The sequence below is a fragment of the Nocardia sp. CDC519 genome (genome assembly GCF_059509835.1).
Genome location: NZ_CM183377.1, coordinates 174,472 through 191,740, shown reverse-complemented (window position 1 = coordinate 191,740; position 17,269 = coordinate 174,472). Strand labels below are relative to the sequence as shown.

Annotated in this window: 11 protein-coding genes; 9 read left to right on the top strand and 2 right to left on the bottom strand. The window is 69.8% G+C overall.

The window, feature by feature from the left end:
* Positions 1–47 precede the first annotated feature (47 nt).
* The 8 genes from AC5W7N_RS00790 to AC5W7N_RS00755 all read left to right on the top strand — a co-directional run bounded on the left by AC5W7N_RS00790 (position 48) and on the right by AC5W7N_RS00755 (position 14,676).
* Positions 48–6,149 carry an amino acid adenylation domain-containing protein gene (locus tag AC5W7N_RS00790; protein WP_495923037.1) on the top strand — a complete coding sequence of 2,034 codons (6,102 nt, stop codon included), beginning with the start codon at positions 48–50 and terminating at the stop codon, positions 6,147–6,149.
* 14 nt (positions 6,150–6,163) lie between these two features.
* Positions 6,164–6,922 carry a thioesterase II family protein gene (locus AC5W7N_RS00785; protein ID WP_163816874.1) on the top strand — a complete coding sequence of 253 codons (759 nt, stop codon included), beginning with the start codon at positions 6,164–6,166 and terminating at the stop codon, positions 6,920–6,922.
* Complete coding sequence (locus AC5W7N_RS00780) at positions 6,919–8,241, top strand: beta-ketoacyl [acyl carrier protein] synthase domain-containing protein (RefSeq protein ID WP_495923036.1); 1,323 nt, start codon at positions 6,919–6,921, stop codon at positions 8,239–8,241. The genes AC5W7N_RS00785 and AC5W7N_RS00780 overlap by 4 nt, the downstream gene beginning before the upstream one ends.
* A complete protein-coding gene (gene nbtC / locus AC5W7N_RS00775; protein ID WP_495923034.1) occupies positions 8,234–11,293 on the top strand; it encodes a nocobactin polyketide synthase NbtC in 3,060 nt (1,019 codons plus the stop codon). The genes AC5W7N_RS00780 and nbtC overlap by 8 nt, the downstream gene beginning before the upstream one ends.
* 554 nt (positions 11,294–11,847) lie before the next feature.
* Positions 11,848–12,810 (top strand): ATP-binding cassette domain-containing protein, encoded by a 963-nt coding sequence (locus AC5W7N_RS00770; RefSeq protein ID WP_495923033.1) that lies wholly within the window; start codon positions 11,848–11,850, stop codon positions 12,808–12,810.
* Complete coding sequence (locus AC5W7N_RS00765) at positions 12,807–13,094, top strand: hypothetical protein (RefSeq protein ID WP_194989699.1); 288 nt, start codon at positions 12,807–12,809, stop codon at positions 13,092–13,094. The genes AC5W7N_RS00770 and AC5W7N_RS00765 overlap by 4 nt, the downstream gene beginning before the upstream one ends.
* On the top strand, positions 13,091–13,915 hold the full coding sequence (locus tag AC5W7N_RS00760) for an ABC transporter permease (protein ID WP_495923031.1): 825 nt from the start codon (positions 13,091–13,093) through the stop codon (positions 13,913–13,915). The genes AC5W7N_RS00765 and AC5W7N_RS00760 overlap by 4 nt, the downstream gene beginning before the upstream one ends.
* A complete protein-coding gene (locus AC5W7N_RS00755; RefSeq protein ID WP_163816883.1) occupies positions 13,912–14,676 on the top strand; it encodes an ABC transporter permease in 765 nt (254 codons plus the stop codon). The genes AC5W7N_RS00760 and AC5W7N_RS00755 overlap by 4 nt, the downstream gene beginning before the upstream one ends.
* 5 nt (positions 14,677–14,681) lie before the next feature.
* Here AC5W7N_RS00755 and AC5W7N_RS00750 read toward each other — a convergent pair whose 3' ends face one another.
* Both AC5W7N_RS00750 and AC5W7N_RS00745 read right to left on the bottom strand, forming a co-directional pair.
* Positions 14,682–15,062 (bottom strand): cupin domain-containing protein, encoded by a 381-nt coding sequence (locus AC5W7N_RS00750; RefSeq protein WP_228806024.1) that lies wholly within the window; start codon positions 15,060–15,062, stop codon positions 14,682–14,684.
* A gap of 11 nt (positions 15,063–15,073) precedes the next feature.
* A complete protein-coding gene (locus AC5W7N_RS00745; RefSeq protein ID WP_495923029.1) occupies positions 15,074–16,501 on the bottom strand; it encodes an MFS transporter in 1,428 nt (475 codons plus the stop codon).
* A 68-nt stretch (positions 16,502–16,569) separates the two neighbouring features.
* On the opposite strand from AC5W7N_RS00745, the gene AC5W7N_RS00740 reads away from it, so the two are divergent.
* Positions 16,570–17,241, top strand: a complete 672-nt coding sequence (locus AC5W7N_RS00740) for a TetR/AcrR family transcriptional regulator (protein WP_195006962.1) — start codon at positions 16,570–16,572, stop codon at positions 17,239–17,241.
* Positions 17,242–17,269: the final 28 nt, after the last annotated feature.

Genomic DNA, 17,269 nt, shown 5'->3' with positions numbered 1-17,269 from the left:
GGCCATGACGGCCGGTAACCCAACGTACGAGAAATGGTTTGACGTAGATGCGATCGCTGGACGACCTTCAGGAAGCGATGCGGGCCCGGCTCGCGCAGGAGGGCCTGGCCGCCACCCCGGCGGTGCCCGCGCGCCGGGATCCCGAGCGGGCACCGCTGTCGTTCGGGCAGCGCTATGTGTTCGCCCATCAGCAGATCTCGCCCGACAGCACCGCCTACAACCTGTGTCTGGCGCTCACCTTCCATGGCGAGGTGCACTACGACGCTCTGCGGCGTGCGTTTCTGGCCTTGCCGCAGCGGCACGAGGTGCTTCGCACCACGTACCACACCGATGAGCAGGGCGAACCGTACCAGCGCATCCACGCCGAACTCCCGCCGCGCGTGGCCGAACTGGATCTGACCGAGCTCGACCCGGCCGAGACCACCCGCCGCATCGATGAGCTGGTCGCCGCCGCCGCGCACGAGACCTTCGATCTGGCGGCCGAGTCGTCGCTGCGGTTGACATTCCTGCGCGCCGACGCCGAGACCACGGTCGTCATCCTCGTCATCCAGCACATCGCCTGGGACGGGATGACGTTGCCCGCCCTCTCACGCGACGTCGAACGTTTCTACCAGCAGGCTTTGGCCGGCGAACCGCGACCCGAACCGCTGGAGCGGCAGGTCGCCGATTTCGCCGAATGGGAACAGGACCGCTTCGCCGAGGCCGATCACACCGCCGAATCCGAGTTCTGGGCCGCCCAGTTCGACGGCGAGGTACCCGAACTCCAGCTGCCCTATGACCGCAGGCCCGCCGTCGTCACCGAACGCGGCGACCGCATGGACCGGCTGCTGTCCGGCCGCGCCGACGCCAACCTGCGCGCCCTCAGCTCCCAGCTGCGCGCCACCCCGTTCCAGGTGTTCCTGGCCGCCTACTACCTCGCGTTGCGCCAGGTCACCGGCCAGTCCGAGGTGGTCGTCGGCACCACGGTCGCCAACCGCGAGGAGTCGGGCAGCGATCTGCTGATCGGCAACCTCAGCAATATGCTGCCGCTGCGCTTCACCGGCGCCGACGCCCGCACCTTCGCCGATCTGGTCGATCATGTGCGCGGGGTGACGACGGAGGCGTTCCGGCACAAGACCTTCCCGCAGGAAGCCATCGTCCGCGCGGTCAACCGCGCCACCGGCAATGTCGGCTCCAAGCTGTTCGACACCATGGTGCTGTTCTTGCAGCAGAAGATCGACGGCCCGCAGCTGCCCGGCGTCAGCACCAGCTGGCACCTGGCCGATCACGGCGCCTCGCTGCTGCCGGTGGCGGTGGAAGCGTTCATGCACGCCGATCGGGTGGACGTGCAGATCACCTACCGCACCGACTTGTTCGACCCGGCCACCATCGAGCGGCTGCACGAATACATCGACCAGATGCTCGCCCATGCCGACGCCGAGGTCGCGCTGAACCGGCTGCTGGTGCTGTCGGACTCCGACCGCGCGAAGCTGGCGGCGTGGACGCCGGGGCCGCGGGTGCCGATCGCCCCGGAAACCGCCGACGCGATGATCCGCGACTCCGCCCGCAACTATCCCGAGCGGGTGGCGGTGGTGTTCGAGGACACCAGCCTCACCTACGCCGAATTCGATTCGTACGTCAATCGTGTGGCCCGGCTGCTGCGCGGGCGCGGGGTGGGCGCCGGCGACCGAGTCGGTGTGTTCGCCGAACGGTCCGAGCACCTGCCCGTCGCGTTCGCCGCGATCCTGCGGGCCGGAGCGGTGTATGTGCCGTTCGATCCGAGCTATCCCGCCGACCGCATCGAGTACATGCTCGGTGACGCCGATCCGGCGCTGATGATCCGCTCGGTGTCCGGCGATCGCGAGCTGCCGGTGCAGAACTCGGTGCCGGTGGTCGATCTTGCCGATCCGGGGGTCCGTGCCGAGCTGGCGGAACTGGACGACGCGCCGCTCGAGATCACCGAACTGGATCGGCCGATCCACCCGCTCGATGCCGCCTACCTGCTCTACACCTCCGGCACCACCGGCCGCCCCAAGGGCGTGATCATCCATCACCGCGGTGTCGCCAACCATGTGCAGTGGATGCGCGATCATCTCGGCTTCGGCGCAGAACGCATCTTGCAGAAGGCGCCGATCGGCTTCGACGTGTCGGTGTTCGAGCTGGTCAACGCGCTGTGCACCGGTTCGGCGACGGTGCTGCCGCATCCGGAGTGGTGGCAGGCCGATGTGGAGGCGCTGGCGGGAATCATCGACCGGCACAAGATCACCCAGATCTCGCTGGTGCCCAGCGTGGTCCGCGCCTTCCTCGATGCGGGCCCCGATCCCGCGCGCCTGCAGTCGATGCGGTTCGTCTACCTCGGCGGCGAGGCCGTGCCCCCGGCGCTGGTGGAGGAATCGAGCAAGGTGTTCGGCGGCACCGTGCTCGGCCTGTACGGGCCCACCGAGGCGTCGATGGACATCACCCACGAAGACTTCGACGGTGCCCCCGAGCAGGGACCCGCGCTCATCGGTGTGCCGGAATCCAATTCGACTGTGTACGTGCTCGACGAGCAGCTGCGGCAGGTGCCGACCGGCGTCATCGGTGAGCTGTACCTGGGTGGCGTACAGCTCGCCCGCGGCTATCACCGCAGGCCCGGCCTGAGCGCGGGCACCTTCGTGGCATGCCCGTTTGCCGACGAACCCGGCGCCCGCATGTACCGCACCGGCGATATCGTGCGCTGGAACGCGCGCGGCCGGCTGGAATACCTCGGCCGGGTCGACGATCAGGTCAAGATCCGCGGCCACCGCATCGAACTCGGCGAAGTCGGGGCGGTGCTGCGGCAGGTGCCCGGCATCGTTTCCGCCGCGGTGATCGCCGTCGCCAAGGGCGCCGACGCCGCGCTGGCCGGCTACTACGTCCCCGAACCCGGTTCGACGTTCGAGACCGATCCCGAGGACGAGAACGCGGGCGCCATCCGCTCCTTCCTCGCCGAACGGCTGCCGGACTACATGATCCCGGCCGCGCTCGTGCGGTTGCCCGCGCTGCCGCTGACCGCCAACGGCAAACTCGACCGCAAGGCACTGCCGGTGCCGGATCTCGGCGGTTCCACCGGCCGCGGCCGCGCCCTGCGCGATGACGCGGAAATCGCTGTCGCCGAGGTGGTCCGGCAGGTGCTCGGTATTCCCGAGAGCACCGAACTGGCCGCCGACGACGATTTCCTCGCCCTCGGCGGCGATTCGATCAGCGCCATCCGGATGGCGTCGGCGTTGAAGAAGCGCGGACTGTCCATCACCACCAGCACCCTGTTCGAGGCCCGCACGATCGCCGCGATCGCCGCGGCCACCGAGCCGATCGCCGAATCCGGCGCACCCGAACTGGTGGACGCGGGCGCCGACACCGGCTGGATTCCGCTCGGCCCGATCGCGGCTCTGCTCACCGAGCGTCCCGCGGACACCTACCGCGCCTACAGCCAGGCCACCGCCGTCGTCACGCCGGCCGACGCGACCGCCGACCGGCTGGCAGCGATGCTGCGCGGCCTGGTCGACCGGCATCCGCTGCTGCGCGCCCGAATCGGTGCCGACCCGGCAGGCAACACCGCCTACTACGTGCCCGCACCGGGCGAACCGTTCGACTATCCGGCGCTCACCGAGGTCGAACTCGACGCGTCGGACTGGGACCGGGCGGCCGCCGATACCCTCGCCGAGCAGCTGCGCGGCACCGCCGAGGCCATGGATCCCGCCGCGGGCGCGATGTTCGGCGCCGTCTGGGTTCGCACCGCCGACCGGGCGACGGGACGGCTGCTGCTGGTCATCCATCACCTGGTGGTGGACGGCGTGTCCTGGCGCATCATCCACGACGACCTGCGCCAGCTCTGGGCAGGCGAGGAACTCGACGGCACCGGAACCTCGGTGCGCACCTGGAACACCAACCTGGTGCAACTGGCGGGCAGCGAAACCCTCGCCGGTGAGCTGCCCTACTGGCAGACCGTGGCCGCCACCGCTGACCCGCTGCTCGGCGACAGCGCCTTCGACCCGGCCCGCGACACCGTCGCCACCGTGTGCGAAGTGACCACCGAACTCGACGCCGACGACACCACCTTCCTGATGACGACCGCGGCCCAGGCCTTCGGCTGCGATTTCCTCGACATCCAGGTGGCGGCGCTGGCCGTGGCCACCCACCGCTACCGCCGCGCGCACGACCGCGACGGTGCGACCGTCTCGCTCACCATGGAACGGCACGGCCGCGCCGAAACCCTGTTCGCCGGAGCCGATCTCGGCAATACCGTCGGCTGGTTCACCAGCGCCTACCCGGTCGCGCTCGAGGTGGCCGGTTCCGGTGAGCCGGAGATGGTCGCGGCGGTCAAGGCCGTGAAGGAGCAGCTACTCGCGGTGCCGGAATCCGGCATCGGCTACGGGCTGTTGCGCTGGCTGAACCCGGATACGAAGGCGCAGTTGCAGTCTCACCCGGCACCGCAGCTCAGCTTCAACTACATGGGTCGTTTCGCGCTCGCCGAGCAGGCGGCGGAATGGGATGCCGCACCCGAATTCGGTTATCTCGGCGGCCATGCCGGGCCAAACCAGCCCGCCGCCGCGCTGCTCGACATCAACACGGTAGCCCTGGTCGAAGGCGATGCGCCCGCCCTGCACGCCTCCTTCCGCTACCCCTCCGGCCCGCTGGCCGAGGAGCAGGTGCGCGAACTCGCCGAGCTGTGGGCGGGTGCGCTGCGCGAACTGGCCAAAGCGGTGCGCGATGATCCGGCGCGCAGGCTCACCCCGAGCGATGTGCTCGCCCATGACGTCACCCAGCTGGACCTGGACCGCTGGCACAACCTCTACGGCGACTACGCCGACGTCTACCCGCTGGCACCGCTGCAGGCCGGTCTGTACTTCACCGCGATCAGCAGTGCCGGGCGCGACGCCTACACCGTGCAGACCACCATCTCGGTCACCGGCGCGCTCGACGTGCCACGGCTGGGGCGGGCGCTGGACACCGTGCTCAACCGGTATCCGAATCTGCGGGTGGCGGTCTCGGTCTCGCACGCGGGGCAGCCCTACGCCATCGTCGCCGACCGGATGACGTTCGTGACCAGCGAAGTCGACTACCGCGACCGGCCCGACGCCCAGCAGAAGCTGCAGGAATTCCTCGACACCGATCAGGCCGGCCAGTTCGACCTGTCCCGCGGCCCGCTCATGCGCGCCACCGTCGTGCACCTGCCCGAGGACGAGCACATGCTGGTGCTCACCTCGCACCACATCCTCACCGACGGCTGGTCCGGACAGCTGCTGCCGCGCGAGATCTTCGCCGCCTACGCCACCGAGGGCGCCGCCGCACCGCTGGGCAATCCGGGCACCTTCGCCGAATTCCTGCGGCTCACCCAGGCACGGGAGGCCGAGACCGAGGCCGTCTGGTCGAAGTACCTGGACCAGGTGCAGCCGTGCATCGTGGCGCCGGGCCGGGAAACCGGCGGCGACGCGGTGCCCGCCGCGCACAGCTTCATGATCGACACCGAAGTCGGTGACAAGCTCACCACGCTGGCCTCCGAGACCGGCACCACCTTCAGCGCGATCTGCCAGCTGGCCTGGGCCAATGTGCTGCGCTATGTGACCGGCGAGGACGCGACCGTCTTCGGTGAGGTGGTCTCCGGCCGCCCCGCCGAGATCGACGAGATCGATACCGCGATCGGTTGTTTCGTCAACACCGTGCCGGTCGCGATCGCGCTCGACGCCGGCCGCAGCTGGCGCGAGCACCTCGATGAGATGCAGAGCCGCCGCCGCGAACTCATGGAGTTCCACCAGTACCGGCTCACCTCGGCCAACCGCACCGCGGGTGCGCGCAAGCTCTTCGACAGCATGTTCGTCTACCAGTCCTACCCGTCCGGGCGCGACGAGCTCGAACAGCTACTCGGACAAGAGAACCTGGAGCTGGTGTCGTTCTCCGGACGCGGCGCCACCGACAACGCGCTGCTGGTGATGATCTTCCCGCCGGACCTGCTGTTCCCCGGTGACGCGTTGCGCGTGGTCGTCTTCTACGCCGAGGACTCCTTCGAGGCCAACGACGCTCAGATCATCGAAACCGCGTACAGCAACACCTTGCGCGCCATCGCCGAACACCCCGACGGCCTGGTGGGCGCGACCGAAGCAATCGACGACGCGGACCAGGGCATGTTGGTCATGCGGCGGATGTGGCAGTGAGGCAGGAGAAAGTTATGGCAAACACCCCCGGATGGATCCGCAAATTCCACAAGCCGCGCGTCGCGGACGCCCCACCGCTGCTCATCTGTCCGCACGCGGGCGGCGGCGCCTCGACCTACCGGCCGTTCTCCAAGGCGCTGAGCGCGAACTTCGACGTGGTGCTGTTCCAGTACCCCGGCAGGCAGGACCGCGCCGCCGAAACCCCCAAGGAGACGCTGCCGGAGACGGCCGCCGCCGCCTTCGACGAGTTCTCCCGCTCCACGCTCAACCGCGGTGAACCCATCACCGTGTTCGGCCACAGCATGGGCTCGGTGGTCGCGTTCGAATTCACCCGGCTGGCCGAGGCCGCGGGGATCCCGGTGCGCATGCTCGGGGTGTCGGGTGCGGTGGCGCCGTGGATGTGCGCCGATATGCCGCCGCACCCCACCGAGGATGAGCAGCTGCTCGATCACGTTTCCGGGCTGGAGGGCACCGGCGCCGAGGTGATGGGCAACCGGGAGCTGATGCGGATGGCGCTGCCCGCGCTCAAGGCCGATTACGCCGCCTTCGACCGCTACACCTGTGGCAAGGACGTGGTGCTCGACACCAGGATCCACGCGATGGGCGGCAGCGACGACGACTACGTCGGCATGGGCGATCTGTACGCCTGGCAGGAGCACACCAGGCAGCCGCTCGAGGTCACCATGTTCGACGGCGGGCATTTCTACCTGCACAACCAGGTCGCCGGCATTGCCGAAGTGCTGTCCGCCGAACCGGTTTCGGTGTCGCGGTGAGCGCCGTCGAGGATCACATCGTCATCGCCGGGATGGCGGTGGAGGCACCCGGCGGCGTGGACACCCTCGCGCGCTACTGGTCGGCGCTGGCCGACGCCGAAGACCTGATCGGCCCGTTCCCGCGTGATCGCGGCTGGCCGATCACCGAACTGCTGTCCCTGTCCGCGGCGAACGAGGGCTGGAGCCCGGTGCGCGATGCGGGCGGATTCCTCACCGGTGCCGCCGAATTCGATGCCGCCTTCTTCGGGATCTCGCCCCGCGAGGCCGTCGCGATGGACCCGCAGCAGCGGGTCGGCATGCGCGTGGCGTGGCGAGCGCTGGAGAATGCGGGCATCAATCCGGCGAGCCTGGCAGGTACCGAGGTCGGCGTCTTCATGGGTGCCTCGTTCACCGAGTACGGGCCGCACGCCGCCCAGGTCAACGAGCACACCGGCTACCGCGCCACCGGCGCCGCGCTCGGCGCCGTCGCGGGCCGGATCTCGCACGGCCTCGGCCTGGTGGGACCGTCGATGACGGTGGACACCGCCTGCGCGTCGTCGCTGTCGGCGCTGCATCTGGCGGCCGCCGCCATCCGCAACGACGACTGCGAATGGGCGCTCGCCGGCGGGGTCTGCGTGCTCGGCTCGCCTGCGGGTTTCTACGAATTCTCCAAGGCCAACGCGCTGTCGACGGACGGCCAGTGCAAGCCGTACTCGGCCGCAGCCTCCGGCACGCTGTGGGGCGAAGGCGCCGGTGTGGTCGTGGTGGAACGCGAATCGCGAGCCCGCGAACTCGGCCATCGCGTCTACGGCCGGGTCCTCGGCACCGCCGTCAACCACAACGGCAAGGGCGCGCCGATCGCCGTGCCCAGTACCGACGCGCAAGAGCAGTTGATCCGCAAAGCGGTGTCGCGCTCCGGAATTCCCGCCGACGCCGTCGGCTTGGTGGAGGGGCACGGCACCGGCACCGCGGTCGGCGATCCCAAGGAACTCATTGCCCTGCAACGCGTCTACGGCGCCGGCGATCCGGCCGCACCGGGTCCGCTGCTCGGTTCGGTGAAATCGAATCTCGGCCACGCCCAGGCCGCGGCGGGCATGCTCGGCCTGATCAAGGTGCTGCTCGCGGGGCTGCACGGGCAGATCCCGCCGTCACGGTTCGCCGACAACCCGACCACCGAGGTGGACTGGTCCGCCTCGACCCTGCGCCTTGCCGACAAGTTGCAGGACTGGCAGCCGCGCGACGGCGTGCGGTACGCAGCGGTGTCGTCGTTCGGCGTCGCGGGCACCAATGCGCACGCGGTGCTCGCCATGCCGGTGCCGGAAGAGGAGAACCATGTCTAGCCATCGTCTTCCGGACGGAACCATTCCGGTCCTGCTGTCCTCGGAGACCGACGACTCGTTGCGCCGCGAAGCCGCCGCGATCCTCGACTACGTCGACGCCCGGCCCGCGCTCACTCCCGACCAGGTCGCCGCCCAGTTGCTGCGCACCCGCGTCCCGCGCCGGCGCCGGGCACTGGCCATGGTCACCGACCGCGATCAGCTGCTCGCGGCCCTGCGCGCGGTCGCCGCGGGCGAACCGCATCCGGCCGTCGTCACCTCGGGCGCCCCGGCGAGACCGCGCAAGATCGCCTATGTCTTTCCCGGACAGGGCAGTCAACGGCCCGGCATGGGACGGATGTTCTACGAACATTCGCCGGTGTTCCGCGCCGCGGTGGACGAATGCGAGGCCGTCTTCCAGGAGCTGTTCGGCATCTCGCCGCTGACCTACCTGCTCGACGGCGGCGACGCGGTGGACGAGGTGACCATCGTCCAGCCCGCGCTGTTCATGCAGATGATCGGCCTGGCCGCGATCTGGCGGGCGGTCGGTGTGGAACCGGCGGCGACGGTCGGGCACAGCCAGGGCGAGATCGCCGCAGCGGTGGTGTCGGGGGTCATCTCGCTGGCCGACGGCGTCCGGGTGGTCACGCTGCGCGCGCAGCTGGTCGAGGAACTGTGCCCGGAGGGCGGCACCGATGGGCAGTACTCGATGGCCGTGCTCGGCGTCGACCGCGACGAATGCGAGGCGCTGATCGCGCGCAGTTCGGCGTGGGCCGAGCTGTCGGTGGTGAACTCCGCCCATGTGCTGGCAATCTCCGGTGAGCGCGAGGCCGTGGTGAACATGGTCCAGACGCTCAACGACGAGGGCACCTTCGCCAAAGAGATCCGGGTGGCCTATCCGGCGCACACCTCCTACGTCAGCAAGTTCCGGTCGGAATTCTGCGACGGCATGGCCGACAAGCTGGATCGTCCGACATTCCAGGAAACCTCGATCGACTGCATCGGCGCCACGCTCGGCGCGCCCATCACCCCCGACCTACCGGTCGGTGACTACTGGTTCTGGAACCTGCGCAATCGGGTGCGGTTCGACCTGGCCATCATCGACGCCGCCGAACGCGGAATCGACACCTTCATCGAGATCGCCGACCATCCCGCACTGATGATCGCCATCATGGAGAACCTGAGCCAGGTGCCCGGCGACCGCGAGTTCCAGCCCATCGGCACCTCCCGCCGTTCGGCCGAGGATCTCGCCGAGTTCACCCGGAACCTGGCCGCCATCGCGGTCGGTGATCTCGACTTCGACTGGGACGGGCTGCGTACCGCGGGCACGAACGAGCGCCCGCCGTTGCCGCTGCTGGATTTCCCGAACACCGAGATGAACTCCAAGCCCATGTGGGCGCCGTTCGACTACCCCGAACCGGAGACCGAACCCGCGGCGGTCCCCACCCGGCTGGTGGAGCAGTGGGTGCGGCTGGAAAAGCGCACGCTGGTGCCGCCGCGCACACTCACCCTGATCGACCCGACCGGACGCTGCGGCGAGCTGGCCGAGGCGGTACGGGCGGGCGCGGCCCGGCAGGGCGCCAAGATCGTCGACGCGCCGGCGGCCTTCGACACCGCCGTGGTGCTGCTGCCGCCACCGTCCGACGGCACCACCGAGTCCGCTGTCGCCGAGCTGGCCGCCTTCGCCGACCTGAGCTGGTTGCCCGAACTCGACGGGGTGGCCGACATCTGGCTGGTCACCCGCGGCGGTGAAGCCGTGACCGGCGACGAGCAGCCCGATCTGTTCCAGGCCGCTGCGCAGGCCGGATTCCGTTGCCTGGCACCCGAACACCTCGGCGTGCGATTCCGGCACGTCGACCTGGCGCCCGGTGCGGACGCCGCGGCCTCGGCCAAGGCGCTGCTCGGCGCGGTGCACACGGCGGGCGAACCCGAACTCGCCATCCGCGAGGGCGGCGTCTACGGCAAACGGCTCACCGTCGACGAGGCCACGGCGCTCGATCCCGGCACGCCGCGCGAGATCGTGATCGCCGGCGGCACCGGCAAACTCGGCCTCGATATCTGCGAACGCTTCGCCCGCGCCGGTGCCGGGCGCATCACGCTGATCAGCCGGTCCGGCGGCAATGCCGACGCCCGCGCGCGCATCGCCGAACTGCGTGCACTCGGCGGCACCGACATCGTGGTCCGCACCGGTGACGTCACCGACGCCGACTCGGTGCGGGCGCTGGCCGCCGAGCACGGTGGCGCACCGGTGGACCTGCTGGTGCACGCCACCGTCGACTACGGCGCCGCCGCAGCCGAACTCACCCCCGAGACCGTGCGCGCGGCCGCCGCCGCCAAGCTCGGCGCCCTCGACAACCTGGTGCGCGCACTGCCACTGGCCGAGGACGGCCGGGTGCTGCTGTGCTCCTCGCTCTCGGCCACCATCGGCGGGCGCGGGCATCTGCTCTACGCCGCCGTCAACCGGATGCTCGACGCCGCCGCGGCCCAGCTGCGCGCCGAGGGCATCGCCTGCTCGTCGGTGCAGTGGGGCCTGTGGCGCGAAGTCGGCGCCGATCAGGCCGATGCGCTGGCACAGATCAGCGGCACCGGGCTGTACCCGATGGACGTCGACGCGTCGATCGCGGCGGGATTCACCGAAGCAGCCGCGAACGCGCTCGTGGTGGCCGCGGATTGGGGCCGGGTCGCGACGCTGTTCGAGGTGTTCGGGTTCGGGCCGCTGTTCGATCAGGTGCGGGAGCTGGCGCCGCCGGTGCTGCCCGAGGCGCGGAAAACCGCCCGCCCTGCGGCAGAACCGGCCGTCGAAACCCGGGTCGCCGTGGCCGAGCCGGCACCCGAAGCAGCGCCGGCGAGTGTTGGCGACACCGCCGAACGCGTGCGGTTCGCGCTGCGGTCGGTAATGGGCATGGACGCCACCGAAACCATCGACGGCTCAACGCCATTGGTCGCGCTCGGGCTCGACTCGCTTCAGGCCCTCGACCTGCGCAAGCGCATCGAATCGGATCTGCAGCGCGACGTACCCGTCACCGCGATTCTCGGCGGCGCATCCTTGGACGAGGTGGTATCGCTGCTCGGCTGAGCGGCGCGGAATGAGTAACAAGCGATGAGGGAATGGGAGTCCGCTGACCGGAGGTCAGAGGCGGCGACCGGACCACCGTTCGGCCCGGCACAGCCGCCGGAAACCGCGCAACGGCGAGCCGCGACGCACGGGCGACGTAGCGGCGGCCGGTGCACCGCGGACGGCGCGCTACGGCTGGTTTGCCACGGACGGCGCGCTACGGCTGGTTTGCCACGGACGGCGCGCTACGGCTGGTTCGCCACGGACGGCGCGCTACGGCTGGTTCGCCACGGACGGCGCACCACGGCCAGCGCACCACGGCCAGCGCACCACGACCGGTTCGCCACGGCCGGTTCGCCGATATGGCCGAACTGAACAAGTGCATGCGCGCGGTTCGGCGGCGGCGATCGGGCTGCGCGGTGGGACGACGAGGAATCTGCCGCGATGGTGCGGCCGGCGCCATGAGTCCAAGAGCAACGTCGACATGGCCCGGATGACCCGCTCGCGCTGCAGGTTCGCAGGGCATGAGCACCAGAGAGCAACGCAGGGGAGTGAACTCCAGAATGGAGCGGCAAGTGTCAGGATCGGATGCGGCGATCGTCGTCGACGGCGTCGAGAAGTCCTTCGGCGAGGTGAAAGCCTTGCGCGGCATCAGCTTCGGTGTGCCGGCGGGCAGTGTGCTCGGCGTGCTCGGGCCCAATGGTGCCGGGAAGACCACGACGGTCTCCGTGCTGTCGACCCTGGTCAAACCCGACGCCGGTCGGGCGAGCGTGGCCGGGTTCGATGTGGTCACCCAGGCCGAGCGGGTGCGTGAGTCGATCATGCTCACCGGCCAGTACGCCGCGCTGGACGAGATGCTCACCGGCCGGGAGAACCTGGTGCTGTTCGGCCGGTTGATGGGCCTGCGCCGCAAGGCGGCCCGGCAGCGCGCCGACGAACTGCTGGAACGCTTCACCCTCACCGAGGCGGCCGACCGCCGGGTCGGGCAGTACTCCGGCGGTATGCGCCGCCGCATCGACATCGCCTGCGGCCTGGTGCGATCCCCGCGCGTGGTGTTCCTGGACGAGCCGACCACCGGCCTCGACCCGGTCAGCAGGCAGAACCTGTGGACGCTGGTGCGCGAGTTGAAGCAGCAGGGCGTCACCATCCTGCTCACCACCCAGTACCTCGAAGAGGCCGACGCCCTCAGCGACAACATCATCGTCGTCGACAAGGGCACGGTGATCGCCGAAGGCACCGCCGACGAACTCAAGGCGCGTTCGGGCTCGAGCTACTGCGAGGTCGTCCCGGTCGACGCAGGCGATGTGCCCGCCGTAGTCGCCGCTCTCAGCGAGCTGGGCGCCTGCACCGTCGCCGAATCCGCCGACCGGGTGTCGCTGCCCGCCCCGGACGGTGCCGTGACGCTGTCGGAGGCGCTGAACCGGATCACCGCCGCGAATATCGAACTCATCGATATCGCGCTGCGCCGCCCGTCGCTGGACGAGGTGTTCATCCAGTTGACCAAGCCGGCCGATGCCGTCATCGAGGTCTCGGCATGATCGCGGGACAGATAGCGCCGGAATCGCGGGTGCCTGAGGTGGACCGCGCCGCCGGCTGTGGTGGCCACCGCGTGATCGGGATCAGCGCGGCTTCAGTGACGCCGGGGGTCGCAGCGGTCGTCCACGCCCGTAGCGGTGTGCATCACGCCCGGCCCCGGCCGGCGACGAAGGCCGAGTCCATCAGCCTGGTGCCGAACGCTGGCTCGAATGCACTCCTCCGGGAACTGAAATTGCGTGGCCGCACAGCCGGGGCGAACGAGCAGCGTGTGGAGGTGGCGGCATGAGCCAGGGCATCGCCGAGCACGCGCCGATCGGGGCCGCGGCGCCGGGTGTGCGCGACGAGGTTGCGGCGCTGCGAGTTCCACCGGGCCTGCAATGGAGCGCGTTGAGCGAGCGCGGCATCCGCGCCGCCATCCGTGAGGGCGATCTGATCCTCGGGTTCGCCTCGCCGCTGGTTTTCTTCGTCTGCTTCTTCGTGCCGCTGCGCAAGTCGATGGAAGCCGTCGGCATCGATTACGCGCAGTACCTGCTGCCGTTGATCGTGGTGCAGTCCATGTTCTTCACCTCGATGTTCGCCGGCGACCGGGCCGCGCGTGAGGTCGCGGGCGGGATGGGGACTCGATTGCGGGCCATGCCGGTGCGGGCGTGGGTGCCGCCGTCGGCGCGGATGTCGGCGAATCTGGTGCGCGCACTGTCGGCGCTGATCGGTGCGCTGGTGATCGGCACGATCTTCGGATTCCGGTTCCATGGTGTGGGACCGGCAGTGGTGTTCGTGGCGGTCGCGCTGGCGTTCGGCGCGGCACTGGTGGTGGCCGCCGATGCGCTCGGCACCTTCACCGCCAATCCCGAACTCGGCGCGACGGTGCTGTTCGCGCCGCAACTGCTGCTGGTGATGATGTCCACCGGTTTCGTTCCTGCGGAGGGTTTTCCCGGCTGGATCCAGCCGTTCGTCCGCAATCAGCCGGTCTCCCAGGTGACCGATGCGCTGCGCGGGCTGGCCGACGGCCGGTTCACCTCCGAGTTGACAGTGGCGAGCATCTGGATCGCGGGCATGCTGGTGTTCGCCGCGGTCGTGTCGGTGTGGGTGGAAAGGAAGCGCCGGTGAACGCGCTGATCGATCAGAGCCTCGTGGAGACCGGGCGGCTGCTGCGCCGCTGGAGCCGTCAGCAGGAGGTGCTGACCAGCACGCTGGTGCTGCCGATCCTGTTGCTGCTCATGTACAAACTGGTGCTCGGCAAAACCCTCGGCGCGGTGGGCGGGGTGGAACCGATCTACGGTTTCGTGCCGATGATCGCCGTCGCCGGCGCCATGTACGGCGCGATGGGCACCGGCATGTCGCTGTTCGGGGAGCGCGAAAGCGGGCTGCTGCGCCGCTTCTGGGTGCTGCCGGTGCATCGCGGCGCCGGACTCATCGGCCGCCTGCTCGCCGAATGCGTGCGCGCCCTCGCCGCCACCGTCGTGGTGATCGCGGTCGGCCTGCTGCTCGGCCTGCGCTTCCAGAACGGCTGGACCGGAGTGTTCGGCGTACTCGCGGTGCCGGTGATCGTGATCGCCGGGTTCACCCCGCTGGTCGTCATGGTCGGCGTCAGCCGCATCGGAGGCCAGGTCACCCAGATCTTCGCCATCGTCGTGCTGGTCGGCATGTTCTTCAACTCCGGCTTCGTCGCCGTGCAGAACTACCCCGGCTGGCTCCAGCCCATCGTCGCGGGCCAGCCCATGAGCTGCGCCATCGAAGCCATGCGCGGCTTCCTCCTCGGCGGCCCGATAGCCACCCCGCTACTCCAGACCATCGCCTGGTCGGCCGGCCTGATCGTCGTCTTCGGCGGCCTCGCGGTGCGCGGGTACCGCAAGGCCGCCGAGAGCTGAGCCGATTACCCGGCAACGCGCTCCAGCTTGCTGCCCGCGCGGATGCCGATCGACATGATGTCGCTCGGTTCGTCCAACGTCAGCCGGTGCCAGCGGCCCCTGGGGACGATGGTGGCGGTGCCCGCGGTGAGGTGGACGGTGGTTTCGGGTTCGCCGTCACGTTCCGGACGCAGGTACAGGTGCAGCGAGCCGGAGAGGCAGCAGACCGCTTCCTCGGAGTCGGGGTGCATCTCCCAGTGGTCGGCGTGCAGGTCGGCGTCGGTCTCGACGTGGAAGACGCCGAGGTGCCAGCCGTCCGAGCCGCCGGCCATCCGGCGTTCGCCTTCGCTGACCTTGCCGTCGGGCTGGAAATACAGGGCACGGGCGAACAGGTCGATGGGGGTCATGGGGATTCCTTTCATCGGGTAGCCGGCGCGAGTTCGTCGCCGGAATCGGTGGCCGAGGCGCTGCTTTCGGCCGGGAGCAGGAGGGCGGCCACCGCGGCGGCCACGAGGAACAGCAGCGCGGCGGCGCCGAGGGCGAATGCGTAGCCACTGTTGAGAGCAGCCGGATCGGACACGTCGGAGGTGCGGCTCGCGGCGAGCGTCGCCAGTGCGGCGACGCCCACGCTGCCGCCGAGCTGCCGAGAGCTGTTGAACACCCCCGACGCCATGCCCGCCTCGCGTCCGGTGACGCCGATCGTCGCCGCGGTGGCCACCGGCGCCAGGCACAGGCCCATCCCGAAGCCCGAGACCACCGACGGCCCGAGCACATCGGCGACCACGCTGCCGTCGGGGCTGATCTGCGCGAACCAGAGGAACCCGAGCGCGGTGACCAGCCCGCCGAGAACGAGCCAGAACCGTGGCGACCGGCCGGATCGGGTCACCAGCACCGTGCCCACGATGACGGTCACCGAGAACGGCACGAACGCGATCCCCGTGACGCCCGCGCTCAGGCCCAGCACTTGCTGCATGTACAGCGACATCAGATAGAACGTCGCGAATTGCCCTGCCGCGGCGAGGAATACGAAGACGTTCGCACCGGCCACCCAGCGGTTGCCGAACAGGTCCAGCCGTACCAGCGGTGCGGCTGCGCGACGCTCGACCAGCAGGAACCCGGCGAACAGCACCGCACCCGCCACGAGGGTGAGCCCGGTGACGGGGGACAGCCAGCCGTAATGCTCGGTGCGCACCACACCGACGACCAGCACACCGATGCCCGCGGTCGCCGTAACAGCCCCGAGGTAATCCAGCGGTTCGCGATCAGCCCGACGCGCGTCCGGGGTGACCCCCGCCGCCACGGCCACCAGCGCCACCACCACGATCGGCACATTGATCAACATCACCCACCGCCAATCGGCGTACTCGGTAAGCAATCCGCCGAACAGCACGCCGCTCGCCCCGCCCGCCGCATTGACCGCGCTCCACACTCCGAGTGCCCGCAGCCTGGCGCGACCTTCCGGGAACGTGGTGGTGAGGGTGGCGAGCGCGGCAGGCGCCACCGCCGCTGCCGCGATGCCCTGCACCGCCCGCGCGGCCACCAACTGCCACGGCTCCTGCGCGAGTCCGCCTGCCGCCGAGGCCAGACCGAACACGATCAACCCGCCGGAGAAGATCCGCCGCCGCCCGAACAGATCGCAGGACTTGCCGCCGAGCAGCAGGAACCCGCCGAAGGTGAGCGCGTAGATATGCACCACCCACGACAGATCCAGCGGCGCGAACCCGAGATCGGTGCGGATCGAGGGCAGCGCGACATTCATCACCGCCATGTCAAGGGCGACCATGAACTGTGCGACCGCGACCGCGGTCAAGGCGGCGCCGGGCCGCCCACGTCTCTTTTTGTACACGTATAAAAACTAACCGCAGCCGACGATGCTGTCCACACCTACGCCTGTGGATAGGTCAGGATGGGGGCATGCCGAAGCCGTCGTCACCCCCCGCTCGCACCGGCCGTCCGCCGAGAATCTCCAGGCAGGACATCGTCACGGCCGCCACCGCGATCATCGATACCGACGGCGTCGAGAAGCTCACCATGCGCAGGCTCGCCACCGAACTCGGCTGCACCGCCATGGCGCTCTACCACCACGTGCGCGATAAGGAAGAGCTGCTGCGGCTGCTGCTCAACGACTACGCCGACCGGGTGCAATGGCCGCCACTACCCGACGATCCCCGCGAGCGCATCATCGTGGCCGCGACCGCCATGCGAGATGTGCTCGCCGCGCGGCCGTGGATCGTCGAGATCCTCGCCGCCGACGACCTGCTCGGCGTCTCCGCACTATGGGTGGCCGAAAGCATCGTCGCCGGCGCCATGGACTGCGGTTTGTCCGCGGATGAGGCGGTGCACGCCTACCGCGCGATCTGGCACTACACCGCAGGCGAGATCATCATCCGCACCCGCTCGGCCGCCCGAGCTGCCGAAGACCGCCCGACCTACCGGGAACAGATCTTCACCGATCTCGACCCGCGGGCGTTACCGCGCTTGGCCGAGCTCGGCCCGCGATTCCTGGTGGCGGCGGCCGAGGACACCTATGCGCAGGGTCTGGATGCCCTGGTCAACGGGCTGCTGCCGGATCGGCGCACGCGCTGAATCCGCCGGGTCCGCGCATCGCGGCGCG